Origin of the sequence: Variovorax beijingensis, from assembly GCF_007828835.1 — a bacterium.
GTDB lineage: Bacteria > Pseudomonadota > Gammaproteobacteria > Burkholderiales > Burkholderiaceae_C > Variovorax > Variovorax beijingensis_A.
This window is the reverse complement of the sequence record NZ_VIVL01000021.1, coordinates 17914-35002: the sequence shown is the minus strand read 5'-3', so window position 1 is coordinate 35002 and position 17089 is coordinate 17914. Positions and strand designations below refer to the sequence as shown.

General features: G+C 65.7%; 14 protein-coding genes. 7 read left to right on the top strand and 7 right to left on the bottom strand.

The genetic code is table 11. The annotated features are described in order from the left end of the window. Positions 1 to 103: 103 nt before the first annotated feature. The 5 genes from FB547_RS31915 to FB547_RS31895 all read right to left on the bottom strand — a co-directional run bounded on the left by FB547_RS31915 (position 104) and on the right by FB547_RS31895 (position 6892). Complete coding sequence (locus FB547_RS31915; RefSeq protein ID WP_145747615.1) at positions 104 to 805, bottom strand: dienelactone hydrolase family protein; 702 nt, start codon at positions 803 to 805, stop codon at positions 104 to 106. Between the two features lie 19 nt (positions 806 to 824). Next, entirely contained in the window at positions 825 to 1688 is an 864-nt protein-coding gene (locus FB547_RS31910; protein WP_145747614.1) for a hypothetical protein, read from the bottom strand. Between the two features lie 35 nt (positions 1689 to 1723). Next, complete coding sequence (locus FB547_RS31905) at positions 1724 to 2692, bottom strand: alpha/beta fold hydrolase (RefSeq protein ID WP_145747613.1); 969 nt, start codon at positions 2690 to 2692, stop codon at positions 1724 to 1726. A 121-nt stretch (positions 2693 to 2813) separates the two neighbouring features. Then, complete coding sequence (locus FB547_RS31900; RefSeq protein ID WP_145747612.1) at positions 2814 to 3857, bottom strand: LysR family transcriptional regulator; 1044 nt, start codon at positions 3855 to 3857, stop codon at positions 2814 to 2816. A 164-nt stretch (positions 3858 to 4021) separates the two neighbouring features. Further along, positions 4022 to 6892 (bottom strand): ATP-binding protein, encoded by a 2871-nt coding sequence (locus FB547_RS31895; protein WP_145747611.1) that lies wholly within the window; start codon positions 6890 to 6892, stop codon positions 4022 to 4024. 452 nt (positions 6893 to 7344) lie between these two features. On the opposite strand from FB547_RS31895, the gene FB547_RS31890 reads away from it, so the two are divergent. The 7 genes from FB547_RS31890 (at position 7345) to FB547_RS31860 (ending at position 13784) form a co-directional block, all read left to right on the top strand. Next, positions 7345 to 8118, top strand: coding sequence for a sensor histidine kinase (locus tag FB547_RS31890; RefSeq protein ID WP_145747610.1), 774 nt, complete (start codon positions 7345 to 7347; stop codon positions 8116 to 8118). A gap of 161 nt (positions 8119 to 8279) precedes the next feature. After that, on the top strand, positions 8280 to 8654 hold the full coding sequence (locus FB547_RS31885; RefSeq protein ID WP_145747609.1) for a hypothetical protein: 375 nt from the start codon (positions 8280 to 8282) through the stop codon (positions 8652 to 8654). After that, positions 8567 to 9472: an alpha/beta fold hydrolase gene (locus FB547_RS31880; protein WP_261380466.1), complete on the top strand. Its 906-nt coding sequence runs from the start codon at positions 8567 to 8569 to the stop codon at positions 9470 to 9472. The genes FB547_RS31885 and FB547_RS31880 overlap by 88 nt, the downstream gene beginning before the upstream one ends. Before the next feature lie 36 nt (positions 9473 to 9508). Then, the gene (locus tag FB547_RS31875; RefSeq protein ID WP_145747607.1) at positions 9509 to 9757 is read left to right on the top strand and encodes a hypothetical protein; all 249 of its coding nucleotides are present in this window, start codon (positions 9509 to 9511) and stop codon (positions 9755 to 9757) included. An 82-nt stretch (positions 9758 to 9839) separates the two neighbouring features. Further along, a complete protein-coding gene (locus FB547_RS31870; RefSeq protein WP_145747606.1) occupies positions 9840 to 10469 on the top strand; it encodes a response regulator transcription factor in 630 nt (209 codons plus the stop codon). Further along, positions 10466 to 11086 carry a response regulator transcription factor gene (locus FB547_RS31865; protein WP_145747605.1) on the top strand — a complete coding sequence of 207 codons (621 nt, stop codon included), beginning with the start codon at positions 10466 to 10468 and terminating at the stop codon, positions 11084 to 11086. Before FB547_RS31870 ends, FB547_RS31865 begins: the two co-directional genes overlap by 4 nt. Next, complete coding sequence (locus FB547_RS31860) at positions 11079 to 13784, top strand: ATP-binding protein (RefSeq protein ID WP_145747604.1); 2706 nt, start codon at positions 11079 to 11081, stop codon at positions 13782 to 13784. The genes FB547_RS31865 and FB547_RS31860 overlap by 8 nt, the downstream gene beginning before the upstream one ends. Here FB547_RS31860 and FB547_RS31855 read toward each other — a convergent pair. Continuing rightward, the gene (locus FB547_RS31855; protein ID WP_145747603.1) at positions 13775 to 16504 is read right to left on the bottom strand and encodes an ATP-binding protein; all 2730 of its coding nucleotides are present in this window, start codon (positions 16502 to 16504) and stop codon (positions 13775 to 13777) included. The genes FB547_RS31860 and FB547_RS31855 overlap by 10 nt on opposite strands. 224 nt (positions 16505 to 16728) lie before the next feature. Further along, entirely contained in the window at positions 16729 to 17085 is a 357-nt protein-coding gene (locus FB547_RS31850) for a c-type cytochrome (protein WP_261380465.1), read from the bottom strand. Between the last annotated feature and the right edge of the window lie 4 nt (positions 17086 to 17089).

Below are 17089 nucleotides of genomic sequence, written 5' to 3'. Positions count from 1 at the left end.
TCGGCTCCGGCCCTGCAGACTTGCCGCTTCGGCGATGCCGCCTTCGGGCCGTCCGCCGATTTTCCCCGTAGAAAGCAGTTGCTGTCGACGGCGCGCGGGAGCCTCAACCGCCGTGCAGATGTCGTGCCAGGAAGCCGGCGGTCCTGCCGTTGGCCAGCGCGGCTGCTTCGGCGTCGTAGCTCATGCCGCCATGGCGTGCAAAGGCGTGGCCGCAACCGGGGTAGCTGTAAGCTTGCACCTTGGGATGGTCCGCCAGGGCGGCCGAAATTTTCCGCTGGGCATCGACCGGGATGTATTCGTCTTTTTCCGCGAGATGAACGATGAGAGGGCTTGCGATGCGGCTCGCCTCCTCGGCGTACTTTTCCGCGTTGCCCGGGTAGTAGGCCACCACCGCATCGGCGCCGGCACGCGCGGCGGTGAGGAAAGCCAGCAGGCCACCGAGGCAGTAGCCGATGACACCGACCCTGCCCGTCGCACCGGCCATGCCGCGGGCGGCCTCGACGGCAGCGGCGATGTCGTGCAGACCGGCATCGATGTCGAAGGCGTTGTAAAGCGTCAAGGCGCGCGCGCGTTCAGCCTCCGTCCGCTCGGAGAGTTCGAGGTCCGGTGCGATCCGCCAGAACAGGTCGGGGCAGACAGCCAGGTAGCCCTGCGCAGCGAGTTCATCGCATGACTGGCGCATGTCGGCATTGACGCCGAAGACTTCGTGGACGACGACGATGGCCGGCGCGGGGAGCTTCTGCGGACGTGCGACGTACGCGGGGAAGCTCCCACCGGAGGTCGTGATTTGAAGTGGGTCGTGCATTTTTTCCTTGCGAACCTGCTCAGGCGTTGAGCCAGAAGGCAATGTTGCGAACGTACTGTTTGGTCGAGCGAAGCGCCTCCGAAAACCGGACGATTCCGTCCCCTGCGGGCTCCGTCACGAAGGAAGGACAGCCCGCCGACGGGTCCCAGTTGTAGTCCGCGAAGTGATGAAAGGTCGATTGCGCGATGGCCCTGCCGCCCTGTTCGGAGCGCTCGAACGCAACCGCGATGTTGTAGCGCCTGCCGGAGATCGAGCTCTGCCCTTCCATCACGACCCGGCAGCTCGAATCCCCCGGAGGTACGCTGACCGTGCCTTCATGTGGATGCGCAGGCAGGTACTGGATCACGCCGGTCGCCGAGCGCCTGTCGCGCATTACCGGGTGGATGCTGCCGACCGAGCGGATGCGCTGGTAGTCGCCGTTGGCGCCCGAGTGGTAGTTGGGCCACGAGATGTGTCCCGAGAAGGGGTTGTCGACGCACTGGCGGGCCGCATCGGGCTCGCAATTGCGGCTGTGGAAGTGATGCGCGGCGCCGATCCCGCTCAGGTTGCAGATCGAACTGCCCAGGTCCATGTGGTCGCGCGTGACCATGAGGCCGCCGCCGCGGTGCCGGAACCGGCTGATGCTCGCGCAATCCTCCGGTGTCAGGCCATCGCCGGTGTCGACGGCAAAGAGCCAGAGCTGGTCGAAGTCAGATTCGTCCAGCGTCGACAGCACGGGGTCGGGGTTCGCACGCGGGGCGCGGTCGCGCGCCGTTACGCGGAACGCAGGCCGACCCTCGTCGTCCTGCAGCTGCGAGAGAAACGAACCGAGTTGACTGAAGCGTGAAATGTTCCAGTCGTCCGGGTCTCCTTCGATCGTGGTTTGCAGCAATAGATTGAGCATGGTGCAAGGTCGGGGTCGGTCGTCCTGTTTGCGGTTCAGCTTTTCAGGAATGCGAGCAGGTCCGCATTGATCTTGTCTTGCAACGTGGTGGTGAGCCCGTGCGGCGCGCCGGGGTAGTAGATCGCCTTGGCGCCCTTGACGAGCTGCGCGGATTTTTTTCCCGAATGCTGGATGGGCACGATCTGGTCATCCTCGCCGTGCATGATCAGGGTGGGCACGCTGATCTTCTTTAGGTCTTCAGTGAAGTCGGTCTCAGAGAAAGCCTTGATGCATTCGTAGGCGTTCTTCTGGCCGCTCTGCATACCCCAGAGCCAGAACTGGTCGAGCACGCCTTGCGAAACTTTCGCCCCCTGGCGGTTGGCGCCGTAAAACGGAATGGCGAAGTCCTTGTAGAACTGCGAGCGGTCGCCGGCCAAGCTGGCGCGGAGGCCATCGAACACTTCGATCGGCAGGCCTTCCGGATTCGCAGCAGACTTCACCATGATGGGCGGCACCGCGCCAATGAGCACGGCCTTGGCCACGCGCTGGCTGCCGTGACGGGCGATGTAGCGCACCACCTCCCCGCCGCCGGTCGAGTGGCCGACCATCGTGACCTTCTTCAGGTCTAGTGCGTTGAAGAGCACCGCAAGGTCGTCGGCGTAGCCGTTCATGTCGTTGCCCGACGACGACTGGGTCGAGCGGCCATGTCCGCGCCGGTCGTGTGCGATGACGCGGAAGCCGTTGCGGGCCAGGAAATGCATCTGTCCGTCCCATGCGTCGGCGTTGAGCGGCCAGCCGTGGGAGAAGGTCACAACGGGGCCCTCACCCCAGTCCTTGTAGTAGATCTGCGTGCCATCCGGGGTGGTGATGGTGCTGCTTGTCATGGAAGGGCTCCGCGATGCGGTCGAACGGTTGCGGGTCGCTGCGCCAGCGGCGTCCTGCATGCCGAACGCGAGGGTTCCGGTGGCCACGGCGGCGCCTGTTGCAATCAGGTGTCGGCGAGAAGGGTTCTGTGTGGTGTTCATGGTTTCTTGCGGTTGAAAATAAAAACGGCGCTCCACGGGTGCGCGGATGCTGTGGAAGAGGCCGTGGAACCGTTTAAATGCTAGGTTCGGCCAGGCCACGGCGGTAGGCCCGCGCAGGGACTCACGCTGTTGTCGCGTCGGCACCAATGCCGGTGGCGGCCTGCGGCTTCGAGCCGAGATCGGAGAGGCAGTCCAGGTCTGCGGCGCGAATCTTCAGCGTCATGAAGTCGATGAACACGCGCATTCGCGAAGGTAGGTGCTGCCGACTCAGGTAGCAGATGTAGTGCCCGCCGTCGTCGGGTGCGTACTGGGTCATGCATGGGACCAGCGCGCCGGCTTTCAGCGACTCGCAGGCCATGTAACCAGGCAACTGGGCGATGCCATGGCCGTCGAGCACAGCCTGCAGCACCAGGTCCACGTCGTTGTAGGTGAGCTTGGCCTGTGGCACGAGCTTGCGCGGCTGGCCTGCGACCTTGAACTCCCACTCGAAGATGCGACCGGATGAGAAGCGGAAGTTGATGCACTCGTGCTGGGCCAGCGCTTCCACCGTGGCGGGCAGCCCGTGGGCTTCCCGGTAGGCGGGGGAGGCGCACAGCAGTAATTGCATGGGGATGATCTGCTTGGCGATGATCTGGGCGTCTTCCATGCGGCCATTGCGAAACGCGATGTCCACCCGGTCCGAGGTGAAGTCGGTCGGCTTGTCGTTCAGCAACAGGTCGATGGTGACGTCCGGGTAGGCGGCGCGAAATTCGCCGAGCAGGGGCGCGACAACCCGGCGGCCGAATCCGACTGCCGCGCTGATGCGCAGATGTCCGCGCGGCGGACCCTGGCGCAGGTCGCGCATTTCTTCCACGGCCTGGACGATCCGGTCGACCCCGGTGTGGCAGTTGGCATAGAAGAGGTCGCCTTCGCGTGTGAGCGTGGTGCTTCGGGTAGTGCGCAGGAAGAGCCGGACGTTCAACTGGTCTTCCAGCTTCTGGACGCTGCGGCTCACGGCGGAGCGGCCAATACCCAGGCGGTCGGCGGCCCGGGCGAAGCTGCCCTCCGTGACCACGGCAATGAAGGCGACCACCCCCGCATAGCTGGTGGCGAAGCTGGAGGCCAGCGGGTCTGCGCGTGGCGCGAGAGGGGTGGAGGGGGGCGTAGGGAGGGCGGAGGTTGTCATGAGTCGGCTTCTCTGTTCGAGGAATCAGGAGTACTGAATCCCCATGAAAGCGAAGCGGCCACTCTGCGCGAAAAGCCCTGCCGAGGCCAGTTAAGCCCTGTCAAGGTTTGTTATGGGCCGGCCATCGGGCGCTGTACGGCGCGCCTGATGCCGCGCGGAGTCTTTCAGTTCCGAGAGATCTCGTTGCGCAGCGCGCGCGCTTGCGCAAAGCCGGGGTGCTCGCCGCGAGGTGCCGCGCGCCCGCAGACTTCGTCCAGCAGTTCGATGGCGTCCTTCGCCTTGCCCAGGCGAGCCCAAAGCCTGGCGGTGCTGACCGCCGCACGAAACTCCCACCCCAACGCGCCTTGCTGCCTGGCGGTGTCGATGGCACGCCGGTAGAACGCCTTGGCTTCGTCGTCGAGGCCGCGCTGCTCGCAACGCCGGCCCGCAGCGCGCCAGGTCTCCGCCGCGCTCCATTGCCCGTGCCCGGCGCTGGCCCGCGCGATCGTCTCGTCGTCGATCCAGTCGGCGCAGAAGGTCACGAGCATCTCCTTGCGTGGCGCGTCGAAGTCGTCGAGTTGCTGCGCGACCTGGCGGATATGGCGGCCCGGGTCGTCCGCGGTGCGCGCCTGCAGGCCCAGCGCATAGCAGTGCGCCCACTGGTGCCAGTACACCAGGCCTCTGCGCTGGGCCTCGTCCAGCAGCATGCGAACCCATTTGCGTGCCAGTTCGAGCTCGCCTGACCACAGGGCGACGGGGCATGTGCCGAAGAGTGCGAAGCACAGCGACAGCGCATTGCCTCCGGCCTCGGCAAGAGCCACCGCGCGGGTGGCGGTGGCCATGGCCTTCGCCGCATCGCCCTGGAGCCAGAGCGTTCGGGCCAGCAAGGCGTTCGATGCGACGGCGGCATCGACCTGGAACAGGTTGACCGGCGTCTGGCGCACGCTGCCGCCGACAAGGATCGCCGCCTGGGCGCCGGCACTCGCCGCGGAAAAATCGCCGCAGAAGTGGCTCGCCAGCGCGGTCATTCGATAGGCCAGGTTGAGAGCGGCGGGGTCCGCCGTCGATTGCGCGAACTCGAACAGCACTTGCGAGTGGTGCAGCGCGGCCGCGTACTCGCCGCGAATCGCATGCAGCACGCAAATACCCCAGCGGGCCTGAAGCTCCAGCACGACCGACCCGGCTGAAATGGCGACAGCAAGCGCCCGATCGTAGGCGGCGGCCATTTCGGGCACCGGTCCCCGGGTGTGCCATAGCGCGTTGCCCAGTGCGATCTGCAGCCAGGCCTCTGTGTCTGTGTCTGTGCCCGGCTGTTGCGCGAGGCAGGCGAGTGCGGCGATGACCCGATCGCGGTACTCCTCGACCTGGGAGACGTGAAACCACAGCGGCGCCGAGGCGATGGTGAGCGCGGCGCCGGTCTCCCAGTCGTCCGACTGCGCCAGGCAGGCGTCCAGCGCGCTGCGCACGTCGTCCAACCGGTGCGCGTAGCGCGCGTTCCAGGCCTGCACGGTGAGTTCACCTGAATCCGTGGCCGCGGTGCCCATCAGTTCGCGCATGAAGTGCGCGTGGCGTCGCCGTAGCGCGGGGCCTTCATCGGTTTGCGCCAAGCGTGCGGCGGCGTAGCTTCGCGTCGTTTCGAGCAGCCGGTAGGGCGCGATGGCATCGCTGTTGTCGAACGACACCAGCGACTTGTTGGCCAGCGAGATCAGTGCATCGAACGCTACTTCGGGGTCCATGTCCGCCTGGGTGACGCTCAGCGCCGACTCGACATCGAAACGCCCGCGGAACACGGAGAGCCGGCGAAAGAGTCGCAGTTCCGCGTCGTCCAGCAGCGCGATGCTCCAGTCCAGCGCCGCCGCGAGCGTGCTGTGTCGAGGCACAGCAGCCCTGCTGCCTGCGGAGTAAAGCCGCATGTGGTCATTCAGCCTGAATGCAAGGTCGCCGACCGGCTGCACGCCCAGGCGTGCTGCCACCAGTTCAATGGCCAGGGGGACGCCGTCCACCTGCCGGGCGATGGCGGCGAGCAATGGGCCGTCGGAGTCTTCGAACGCGCGAGCTCCCACGGCCTTTGCACGCTCGACCATGAGTTCGACCGCGGGCGACGCCATGGCTTCGGCCAGGTTGGCGCAATCCGCGCCGGGCACCGCGAGCGGCGCCAACCGCTCGACGTGTTCTCCCTCGATTCGAATGGCCTCCCGACTGGTTGCCAAGATGCGCAAGCCGGGCAGGGCGGCGAGCAGATCGGTGACCAGCAGTGCCAACGCGTCCAGCATGTGCTCGCAGTTGTCGATCAGCAGGAGCACATCGCGGTCCGCCAGCCGCTGGAGGATGGCCTGCGTCGTGTCGGTGGTGTCCGCCGGTGCGCCGAGCGAGCGCGCGACCGTGCTTGCCACATGAGCCGGCGAGACCAGAGGCGAGAGGTCGGCGAAGGCCAACTGCATGGCCGTGCGCTCTGCATGGTATTCGGCCGCGCGGATCGCGGCACGGGTCTTCCCGATGCCGCCGGTGCCGACGATGGTGACCAGCCGGCATGTGGCGAGCGCCGCCAGCACGCGCTCCATGTCGGCGTCGCGGCCGACGAGCCGGGTCAGGCGCTCCGGCAGCTTGGCGAAAGAGGGCGCGGGCAGGGCCAACGCGAGGGGTCGGTCTTCGGTCGGCATGCCGACCTGCTCGCGGAAAACCGTTCCGTTAAACCGGTAGCCGCGCAGGGGGATGTTCGAGATCCATTCCTTGCAGTTGTCCCCGTCTTGCGGCTCGCCCAGGGCCTTCCGTAGCGCGGAAATGTGGACCCTGACACTGGACTCCTCGACCACCACGCCGGCCCAGACCGTGGCGAGCAGCTCGTCCTTGCCCACGACTTCGCCCACGCGCCTGAGCAGTTGCAACAGCAGCTCGAACGAGCGGGAGCCCAGGCGCACGCTTTGCCCGAGCCTTTCCAGGCGGCGCTGGGCCTCCCAGAGGATGAACGCGCCGAATCGCCAGCGGACCTCGCCGGGTCCCTGTGCGGCGCCGGCATGCGCTTCCGATGAAATCAGGCGAGCTGTGATGTCGTACATGTCACCCACTCGACGGGTCCAGTAAAAATGAAGGCCGCAACCATTCGGGTTGCGCGATGCGGGGGAAGAACTGCCTGCCGGTAAGGAGAATCGCCCCTTTGAGATGCAAGACGGCCCGACCTGGGGTTTTGTGACAGGGATCGCGATCTGCGCCTTGCATGCGCAGCGCCGCCGCTGTCGGCGATGCCGGTTATTGGATGCGATACAGGGCCATTCAGGAACCCGGCTCGCTTGAACGAAGAGTCCGCAGATCGCGAACGATGCTTCGCCGGTGGCGCTCGGCGATTGGTGTTTGTGCGGCAACACCGTGCGCTACCGCAGCGGGCTTCTGGCGCGGAATGCGGCTGCCTACGATCGGTTGCGTCGCGAGAGCCAAAGAACAACTTCGTTCATCACCGGGCCCCCTGTCGCGATGAATCCGGGGTGGCCGCATCAAGAAGCACGGATTCCTCGTGGAGCTTTATCACACCGGGGTGGCGCAAGCAGCCCTTCAGACCCCGCGCGACATTCGCGCTGCAACGAACTTGCGCTGCGCGACCCGAGACAGGGCACTGGCCGTCATCTCGCACGAACTCAGGCAGCCCCTGAGCATCATTCAGATGAATATCAGCTTGCTCCAGCGCCTGCCCGCGTCCGCGGTGCCCTTGCAACTGCAAGGCATCGCCGAGGCGATGCAGCGCGCCATCGAAAGCCAGAAGCGGCTTATTGACGACCTGCTCGATTTCTCGCGCGTACGAACCGGCAAGCTGGCGCTACGCCGCACCGAGGTCGACTTTGGCGCGCTTGCGCTCGGCCTTGTCGCCGCGTTCGATGCGCGCTGGCCTTCGGGGCGCATCCGTGCGCAGATGCAGGCGGACTATCCGTTGATCTGCCATGCCGACGCGGTGCGGCTGGAACAGATCGTCGGCAACCTGCTGGACAACGCAATCAAGTTCTCGCCGGCCGGCGCGGAGATTCGGGTGCGCCTTTCCTCGGAGGACGGCTTTGCACGGTTCGAGGTGGCTGACAGCGGCTGCGGCATAGCGCACGAGTTTCTGCCGCATGTCTTCGGCCTGTTCAGCCAGGGCGGCAGCGGGGAGGGCGGCTCGCGCGGTGGGCTGGGCATCGGCCTCGCGCTGGTCCACGGTCTTGCGGTGGCTCACGGCGGTTTCGTGAAGGCGACCTCGGCCGGACCGGGCCGCGGCGCCGAGTTCAACGTATGGCTTCCTCTTCATCGTCGCGCCTGAGGGTGCGCTGCGCATTGATGTCGGGCATGCAACACGGAAGTACCTGCTGCATGCCTACCGCAACCGAGATGCGAAACCTAGCATTCGAACCGTACCGCGATGTTCGCGAACCGGAGCCCAGCCGTCCTGAGGCCGGGCCTTGGCGCCCTGGAGGAATCACCATGACGCAGCGCATTCAACCCCCCGCACCACGCCGCACCCTCAAGGGACGTGAGCAGGCCCTGCAGGCGGCCGCCGACGCCGCGCCGCGAGGTGCGATGGACCGCGTCTTTAGCGCGGGATACATGACCGTCTCGCTGCTGGCCATTGCGGCGGCCGGTGCGATTGCAGGCGGTGAAGCGGCCAACGCAGAGCTCCGCTTTGCCACCGTGGCCACCGGTGCGACGCCGCTTGCGCAAGACACCTGCTCTGCAGGCGGTGTTCCGCGTGCTCGACCGATGGCGCAGGCGTGCGCGAGCACCCCTTTGCGATGCATCCCGCACGGGGTGCGAAATTTTCAAGTCAGACCATTTATTCATCAAAGGAAATCAGCATGAAAAATCTTTCCAGTCTCGTACGCGCACTCACCGCTCTCGGCATCGTGGCGCTGCACCTCTCGGCACCTGCAAGCGCGGCCACTTCGGGCGAGCCGCCGGCAAGGCCCACTGTCGTGCTGGTTCACGGTGCGTTCGCCGAATCGGCCAGTTGGAACGACGTGGCGCGCGACCTTCGTGCGCGCAGCTTTTCCGTTGTCGCGGCCGCCAATCCGTTGCGCGGCGTGAAGTCCGACGCGGACTATGTGGCGGCCATCGTGGGTTCGATCCCGGGGCCGGTCGTGCTGGTCGGGCATTCGTACGGAGGCTCGGTGATTTCCGCCGCAGCGGCCGGAAAGCCCAATGTCCGGGCGCTGGTCTTCGTTGCAGCGTTCGCTCCTGAGGTGGGCGAATCGGCCGCCGACCTGTCGGGCAAGTTTCCCGGCAGCACGCTCGGGCCTGCGTTGGCCGCGCCGGTGCTCCTTCCGGAAGGCGCCAAGGACCTCTACATCCAACAGGACAAGTTCGCCAAGCAATTCGCCGACGATGTTGCACCGGCGCTTGCCCACCTGATGGCCGTGTCGCAGCGCCCCATCACCGAGGGCGCCCTGGGCGAGCCGGCGCCTGCCGCAGCGTGGAAGAACCTTCCCTCCTGGTTCATTTACGGCGATCGCGACAAGAACATCCCGCCTGCCGTGCAGGCCTTCATGGCCGAGCGCGCGAAGTCGATGAAGACGGTCGTGGTCAAGGGCGCCTCGCACGTGGTCATGATCTCGCGGCCGAAGCTCGTGGCCCGGATGATCGCGGAGGCCGCTGACGCGGTCGCGACGGCAAAGCCCTGAGTTGCGCCTCCACGCGTTTTGACGGGCCCGCACCCCATGAAGATCTCGCTGTCTCCTCTCGGCGTCTGGCTGAAATGGATCAAGAACCTTGCCTGCGCCGTGGCCGTGGCAGGCGCGGCCGGTGCCGGCGCGGTGATTGCCGCCTCCGAGTCGCTGCAGCCCATGCCAGGGAACGCCATCGTCGTGCTCTGCGGCGCCGTCGGACGTTGCAGGGGCGCGGTGAATCCAGCGACACCCATTGCCGAGGGAGCGGTAGTGCAGTCCCTGGCGCATCCAGCACCTTAACAAGGCTTGACACGGCTTAACTGGCAACGGTTTTGCCAACTGAGCAGACTTCCACCCATGACTCCCAGAAGGACTTGAGCCCATGACCGCGCCGACCCAGGCCAGGCAGATCCATGTGGCAGTCGCACATCGCGACCCCTACGTAGCCGCCGGCATCGCATCGCTGCTGCGCTCCCGCGCCGACTTCGTCGTTCGATCCGGACTTGCCGACATTGAAGGCGACGGCGATAGCGTCGACGTGCTCGTGACGGACTACGCAACCGGCGTTCACAAGGCAACGAATGGTCCGCCCGGCCGGGGCGGCCCCGCATCTAAATCTTTCCTCGTGGTCACAGACCAGAGCACTGGGTGGCAGATACGCCGAGCCGTGGATGCCGGCGTGCGCGGCTACCTTCTGCACGATTGCTCGGCCGAGGAACTTTCGGATGCGGTGCGCTGCGTTGCAGAGGGCCGCAGGTACCTGTCTTCTCCCGTGGCCGACCAGTTGCTGGACAACCTCTCGTCTGCCGCGCCAACCGCCCGCGAACTCGAAGTTCTCCAGCTCATGGCGGAGGGCTTGGCCAACAAGGATATCGGTCGGCGACTCGACATAGGCGAAGGCACTGTCAAGGCCCATGTGAAGGCGATTTTGCGCAAGCTCCGGAAGCCGACGCGAATTGCCGCGATCAGCGAAGCCTTTCGCCGCGGACTGCTTTTGGAGGCATCGCCGTGACTGGTGTCCTTGATCTGCACGTGCGTGTGTGCCACGGCGATCCGCTCGCCATGGCCGGCCTTGTCTCTCTCCTCGGCCAGGAACCCGGCTTCCACGTGCGGGCTGGGGGCGGGCCCGACGAGGCCATCGTAGACGTGGTTGTGGCGGATCACGCCTGCGCGCTGAGCTTGCTCGCTTCGGCTCAGGCATTGGGTCTGCCGGGCGGGGCCGGCGGCTTTCGCGTGCCGCGCATCGTCGTATTGACCCGGCGGCCCAAGGAGGGGGAGGTCATGCAGGCTATTGCTAGAGGGGCGCATGGCTATGTGTGCCAGGACGCGAATCCGGACGAGCTGATGGATGCGATCCGCTGCGTGGCTCGAGGAGGCACTCTCTATCTCTGCAAGCGCACGAAGGCGCTTTTCAGGCATAGCACGCCGCGCACCGCCTTCACCGCCCGCGAGGAGGACGTGCTGCGTTTCCTGGTGAAAGGCGAGTGCAACAAGGGCATCGCTCACAAGCTCGACATTTCCGCCAGTACCGTTAAGACACACGTCTCCAGGATCTGCGAGAAGCTGCACGTCGGCTCAAGGGCGCAAGCGGCGGTCACGGCGAAGCAGCGCGGGCTGGTCCGTGTCTGAGATTCGCCGGTGGCGCTTCGGCGCCTTCGCGCTGTGGGACGCCGAGCCCAGGCTCGAGCGCGAAGGGCAGCCCGTGCGGCTCGGATCGCGCGCGCTCGGCCTGCTTGCTGCGCTTGTGGGCCGCGCCGGCGAAGTGATCAGCAAAGACGAGCTGCTCGCGGCGGTCTGGCCGGACACGGTGGTCGAGGAGGCGAGCGTTCGGGTCCATATGTCGATACTGCGCAAGGCGCTCGGGCCACCTGGAGCGCAGGACGGGTGCCTGGAATGGATCGCCAATATTCCGCTGCGAGGCTATCGCTTTCTGGGGCGGGTGCACTGCGAGTTCGTGCCATCTGCAGTCGCTGCACATGTAGCGCATGCTTCACTCGGGGATGCTTCCTGCGGCCTGCCCGCGCGCTTCTCCAGTCTTGTGGGGCGCGAAATGGAAGTCGAACGGCTTCTAGAAATGCTTGCGGAGAACCGGTTGGTCACGGTCGCGGGCCCCGGCGGCGTGGGAAAGACCAGCGTTGCCATCTGCGTCGCCGGGCGATACCGCGCACTGCAGCAAGCCCAGGTCTGCTTCGTCGATCTTGCTCCCCTGACCTCGCAAGACCACGTGTTGACGACAATGGCGCGTGCCATCGGCGTGCAAGGCGGCGTAACGGACATTGAAGAAACCATCGTCCAGCGCCTCGAAGGCCGGGCGATGCTGCTGCTTGTGGACAACTGCGAGCATGTCATTGAGAGGCTTTCGCCGCTCCTGGGCAGGCTCCTGGCGGCATTGCCCAGGCTGCAGGTTCTTGCAACCAGCCGCGAGGTGCTGCGCGTGGGCGGCGAGCATGTCTTTCGCTTGGCGCCGCTGGCGGTTCAGCAGTCCGAGCCCGGCTCGCTGACGTATGCGTTGCGCTCTCCGGCGGTGCAACTGCTCGTCGAGAGAGCTTTGGCCGCGGGCGCCGGCGCATTCGACGACGCGAGCAGCGGCCCGCTCACCAGTATTTGCAAGCAGGTCGACGGAATCCCGCTGGCGATCGAGCTGGTCGCAGCGCGCCTGGGAGCGCAACCCGCGAGCGACCTGGCCTTCCGGCTCGACGATCACATGCGCTTGCATTCCACCGCCAGGCGGGCGGCGCTGCCAAGACATCGCACGCTCGCTGCGACGCTGGACTGGAGCATCGGTCTGCTGGGCGACGCCGAGCTGCTGCTGTTCCGCAGGTTGTCTGTGTTCCGCGCTTATTTCGGTATCGAGGCGGCGCTCAGCGTGGCAGCCAGCGCGCTGGACCCGGACGTGGCCGCCGACGCCTTGCTGAACCTTGCCAGAAAGTCGCTCGTTGTCTATGACACGGAGCAGGTTGCGGGATCGCCATACCGCCTTCTCGATACCACCCGCAGCTACGCGCATGCCCTGCTCGAGCGGGCGGGCGAGCAAGACGGGGTATCGAAAAGCCATGCGCTTTTCATGCTGGATCTTATGGGCGTTGCCACCAAGGACCTGGCCCTGCTGGACGCAGACGCCTGGACGCAGCGCTACCGTGGTTACCTGGACGACGTTCGCGCGGCATTGGATGCCCGCATCGGCCACCGCGACGACATGACTATCGCGGGCGCGCTCACCGTCGCGTCGGCGCCGCTCTGGTTCCGCTTGTCCGAAGTCAGCGAATACCGGGATCGCGTCCGCGCGGCGCTGGAGCACCTCGACGCGCTGAAGGTACCCGACCGCCTGACGGCCGGACGGCTGGAAATCGCTCTCTACAACGCGTTGTGGCACACAGGCGGCACGGTGCCGGAGATGACACTGGCGTGTGAGCGTGCATTGGCGTGTGCGCTGGAGTTCAAGGTGAAGACGCTCGAATTTCAGGCTCGGTGGGGCCTTTGCGCGCTGAACATTACGCGCGGCGCGTACACGCCGGCGTTGCAACATGCCGCAATTCTGAGCGAGTTCGCAAGTCACTCGACTAGCGCCGTCACGCGCAACCTATCGCACCGGATGCTCGCGCTTGCCAGCCACTTCTGCGGCGCGTTCGTCGAAGCCAGGGCGCACGCCGAAGCGGCGGCGGACGTGGACGACGCGACCCGTCGCAATCATGTCAACGCGTTCCAGCCCGACGCGCGCACCACCGCAATGGCCATTCTTGCAAGGACGCTGTGGATCCAGGGCGAGAGCGAACTTGCCATGGCCACTGCCGTTCGGTGCATGGAGGAGGCGGAGGCGCTGGGGCACGCGCTGTCCCTTTGCGTTGCGCTCTTCTGGATCTGTCCCATGGCCATCTGGGCCAGCGAACAGAAGGCCGCCCGCGCCTGGGTTGACACGATGCTGCAGCAAACACGGTCGAAGGGCTTTACCTACTGGCATGACTGGGCCCTTTGCTACGACGACGCAATTAAGCTCGGCGAGGTCGACGACGTTGGTGCGCACACCGATGCCGTCACGGCAAAAGTCCTAGCCATGGATGAGCCGCGCAGGGAGATGATGGTCACATTCTGCGACCTGTGGGTGGACGATGATTTGATTGCCCGCGCCATGCGGGGCGAAGGACAGTGGAGTGCCGCCGAGGTTTGCCGTGCTGCCGGTCGGCGCAAGGAACTGCGAGGCGATGACGCCGAAGCCGAGACACTTTATCGACGGGCCCATGCGCTTGCGCGCTCGCAAGGCGCGGTCGCCTGGGAGCTGAGGGCAGCGAATGCGCTGAAAGGACTGCGCGCCGGCGCGAGTCAGTTATGAACGGGCTGCGCGCCCGGCCGGCGGGCGCGTGCCAGTGCGGCGCGCTTCTCCCAGGCGACAGCCCCCTGTTGCGTGGCCGCCTCGATTGCCCGAAGGTAAAAGGCGTCTGCCTCTTCGATGGCAGCATTTTGCTCCGCGCGCCAGCCGGCGGCGCGCCAGACCTCCGCGGCGACCCACGGACTTCCGCCGCGAGAGACGTGCTCGATCATCTCGTCGTCAACCCAGTCGATGCAGAAGGTTGCGAGCATCTCCCTGTGGGGTGCGTCATAGGTTGCGATCTGGCTAGCCACCTCACGGACGTAGAGGTCCCGGTCCGGCACGATGCTTAATTTCAGGCCTTGGGAGAACCACTCGGCATAGCGCAGCCATCCCACCAGCCCCTTGCGCTGTGCTTCGTCTGTCATCAAGTGAATCCATCGGGCGGCAAGCTCCAGCTCGCCGGCCCACAGCGCGACCGGGCAGGCGCCATACAGCGCGGAGCAAAGCGACACGGATTTTCCGGCTGCTTGCGCTCGGCCCACTGCATCGCTCGCTTCGTCCAGAGCCTTGGCCGTCTCACCTTGCACCCAGAGAGTTCGGCTAAGCATGGCCTTGGCCGCGACGATGGCGTTGACCCCCACCATATTGGCCCGGGCATGGCCGAGGCCACCGCCGATGCGCACCGAAGCTTCGCTGTGCATCCTCGCAACTTGGAAGTGGCCACAAAAATGGTTGGCCATTGCCATTACCCGGTGAGCAAGGTTAAGCGCAGCAGGGTCTGACCAGGATTGCGCGGCAGCCATCAGCGTGTGCGCCTGATCCAAGGCCGCCGCATACTCGCCGCGGAACATGTCGTGCGTGCACCGCCCCCAACGGGCTTGCAGTTCCAGCACGGGGATCTTGACGGCAAGCGCGCCGGCTAGTGCCTGGTCCGCGGCGGCGCCCAACTCGGGTGTGGACCTGCCAGTATGGAGCAGGGCGCTCACCAGCGCCGTGTTCAGCCACGTCGCCGTTTCGATGTCGCGCGCAGGTTGCCGATCGACCAGCGCCAGCGCTGCGGAGACCCGATCGCGGTATTCGACAACCTGGGCCAGGTGGAACCACAATGGCGCGGAGGCCGTCAGCAGCGAGGCGGCCATCTTAGCGTCCGACTGCTGCTCGAGGCACACTTCGAGTGCAAAGCGCACGTCGTCCAGGCGGTGTGCGTAACGGTCGGCCCAGGCCTGCTCGGTTAGATCGGAGAGTTCTGCTGCCGCTCCCTTCATGAGATCGCACATGAGCATCGCATGGCGCCGCAGCAATGTCGGTCGTTCATCGCTGTGTGCGAGAAGCGCAGCGGCATAGCTCCGCGTCGTATCCAGCAGCCTGTAAGGCGCAACTGCGTCGTTGCTGTCGAAGAAGACAAGCGACTTGTTGACCAGCGAGATCAGCGCGTCGAATGCCACCTCGTTGTCCATGCTGCCGGCGCTCAGGCCCAGCGCAGATTCCACATCGAAGCGCCCCCGAAATACCGACAGCCAGCGAAACAGCTGCAGTTCCGCATCGCTCAGCAGCGCGATGCTCCAGTCGAGTGCAGCAGCCAGCGTTCGGTGCCGTGCGAGCGCGGCCCGGCTGAACGCGTAGAGGCGCATATGGTCGTCCAGCCTGCGCGCCAGATCGACGACCGGCTGCACACCCAGTCGCGCGGCCACCAGTTCGATCGCCAAAGGGATGCCGTCTACCTGCCTTGTGATCTGTGCCAGCAGGGCGCCATGCGATTCGTCGAACGCACCCGCGCCGGCGGCTTTGGCCCGCTCGACCAGCAATTCCACGGAGGGCCAGTGCAGCGCCTGCGTGAGCGAGAGCTGCTCGGCCTCGGGGATGGCGAGCGCCTGTAACCGGAAGACATACTCGCCCGTCATCCGAAGCGCCTCGCGGCTGGTTGCCAGGATGCGCAGGTTGGGCAGCAGGGAAAGTAAACCAGCGATCGGCGGCGCCAAGGAATCTACCAAGTGCTCACAGTTGTCGATCAACAGGAGCACGGTGCGGCCTATTAGGCGTTGCGTGATGGCCCCGATGGTGTCGGGCAGGTCGGCGGGTACCCCTACGGCGCGTGCCAGGGTGCCGAGCACGTGAGCCTGGGAGATCAGCGACGACAGATCGACGAAGGCGATCTCTGTCCCGCGCGTGTGCTGATGGCTCTCGGCGGCGTGGATCGCGAGACGGGTCTTGCCGATGCCACCCGTGCCTACGATCGTGACAAGTCGGTGGGATTCGAGCGCTTCGAGAACGCTTGCCACATCGGCCTCGCGGCCGACGAGTTCCGTCAGCCGAACCGGCAGCGGGTTGAATCCGGGATCGCGCAGCGGTGCCACGGCCTTCGACGGGATGCCGGTCGCCTCGCGCCGGACACGTCCATTGAACCGGTACCCGCGTAGAGGAATGTTGGAGATCCACTCCTTGCATTCGTCGCTGTCGCCGGGTTCGCCCAGCGCCTTGCGAAGCGTCGACATGTGAACGCGCACGCTGGCCTCTTCGACCACAACGCCAGCCCAGACCGCGGCCAGCAAGTCGCTTTTGCTCACGACTTCACCGGCCCGCTTGATCAGTTGCAGCAGCAGATCGAAAGAACGAGGCCCCAGCCGCACGGCTTCGCCGGATCGCTCGAACCGGCGCTGTGCCTCCCAGACAACGAAATCGCCGAAGTACCACCGGACTTCCGTCGACGCCAGGTCTGATGGTTCCTCGGACTGCGCTTGCATGATGAGTCTGCGTATCGGCGGTCTCACGTCGCCGGGAACTGGGCACGGGCCATGCAAGGCTGTTGACCGGATAGGCAAATCGGGCTGGTGGTGTCCATGCGTTGAGACTTAAGTTTCTGTTCGAGATCGTAGCGCGGCATCGCGCGACCTCGGGCTCTAGTCCCTGAAATCCGTAAGTCATAGGGGCATGCGGCCCGAGGCCATCAGTGAACGAAGGTAGCCTGCTATCGCAGCGTCTTCAGGTACTTGACGAGTTCCGCAACTTCACCGGGATCGGTAACGCCCGCAAAAGGCATTCTGTTGCCCGGCACGGCTTGCTGTGGATCGCTCAGGAAGGCTGCAAGGGATTTGTCATCCCAGGTGATCTGTGCATTCTTCATGGCTCGGCTGTAGCCAAACCCCGGCGATGAGCCGGCCTTTCGGCCCACTACGCTGGCGAGCGGTGGCCCGATGGAGGCTGCGCCTTGCGCCGCGTGGCATGCCGCGCAGGTCGTCCATGTCTTGGGCGGCTGCACGACCGCCTGACCGTGTGCCAGGTTCACGAAAGCCGCGGCGCAGGCTGAAAGAAGGAGTGTTCGCATGTCG

What these genes read in the sequence shown, in the direction of transcription:
- FB547_RS31905 (WP_145747613.1), bottom strand. Translation starts at nt 2,692, where the DNA reads ATGAACACCACACAGAACCCTTCTCGCCGACACCTGATTGCAACAGGC.
- FB547_RS31855 (WP_145747603.1), bottom strand. Translation starts at nt 16,504, where the DNA reads ATGCAAGCGCAGTCCGAGGAACCATCAGACCTGGCGTCGACGGAAGTC.
- FB547_RS31895 (WP_145747611.1), bottom strand. Translation starts at nt 6,892, where the DNA reads ATGTACGACATCACAGCTCGCCTGATTTCATCGGAAGCGCATGCCGGC.
- FB547_RS31910 (WP_145747614.1), bottom strand. Translation starts at nt 1,688, where the DNA reads ATGCTCAATCTATTGCTGCAAACCACGATCGAAGGAGACCCGGACGAC.
- FB547_RS31850 (WP_261380465.1), bottom strand. Translation starts at nt 17,085, where the DNA reads ATGCGAACACTCCTTCTTTCAGCCTGCGCCGCGGCTTTCGTGAACCTG.
- FB547_RS31870 (WP_145747606.1), top strand. Translation starts at nt 9,840, where the DNA reads ATGACCGCGCCGACCCAGGCCAGGCAGATCCATGTGGCAGTCGCACAT.
- FB547_RS31915 (WP_145747615.1), bottom strand. Translation starts at nt 805, where the DNA reads ATGCACGACCCACTTCAAATCACGACCTCCGGTGGGAGCTTCCCCGCG.
- FB547_RS31875 (WP_145747607.1), top strand. Translation starts at nt 9,509, where the DNA reads ATGAAGATCTCGCTGTCTCCTCTCGGCGTCTGGCTGAAATGGATCAAG.
- FB547_RS31900 (WP_145747612.1), bottom strand. Translation starts at nt 3,857, where the DNA reads ATGACAACCTCCGCCCTCCCTACGCCCCCCTCCACCCCTCTCGCGCCA.
- FB547_RS31885 (WP_145747609.1), top strand. Translation starts at nt 8,280, where the DNA reads ATGACGCAGCGCATTCAACCCCCCGCACCACGCCGCACCCTCAAGGGA.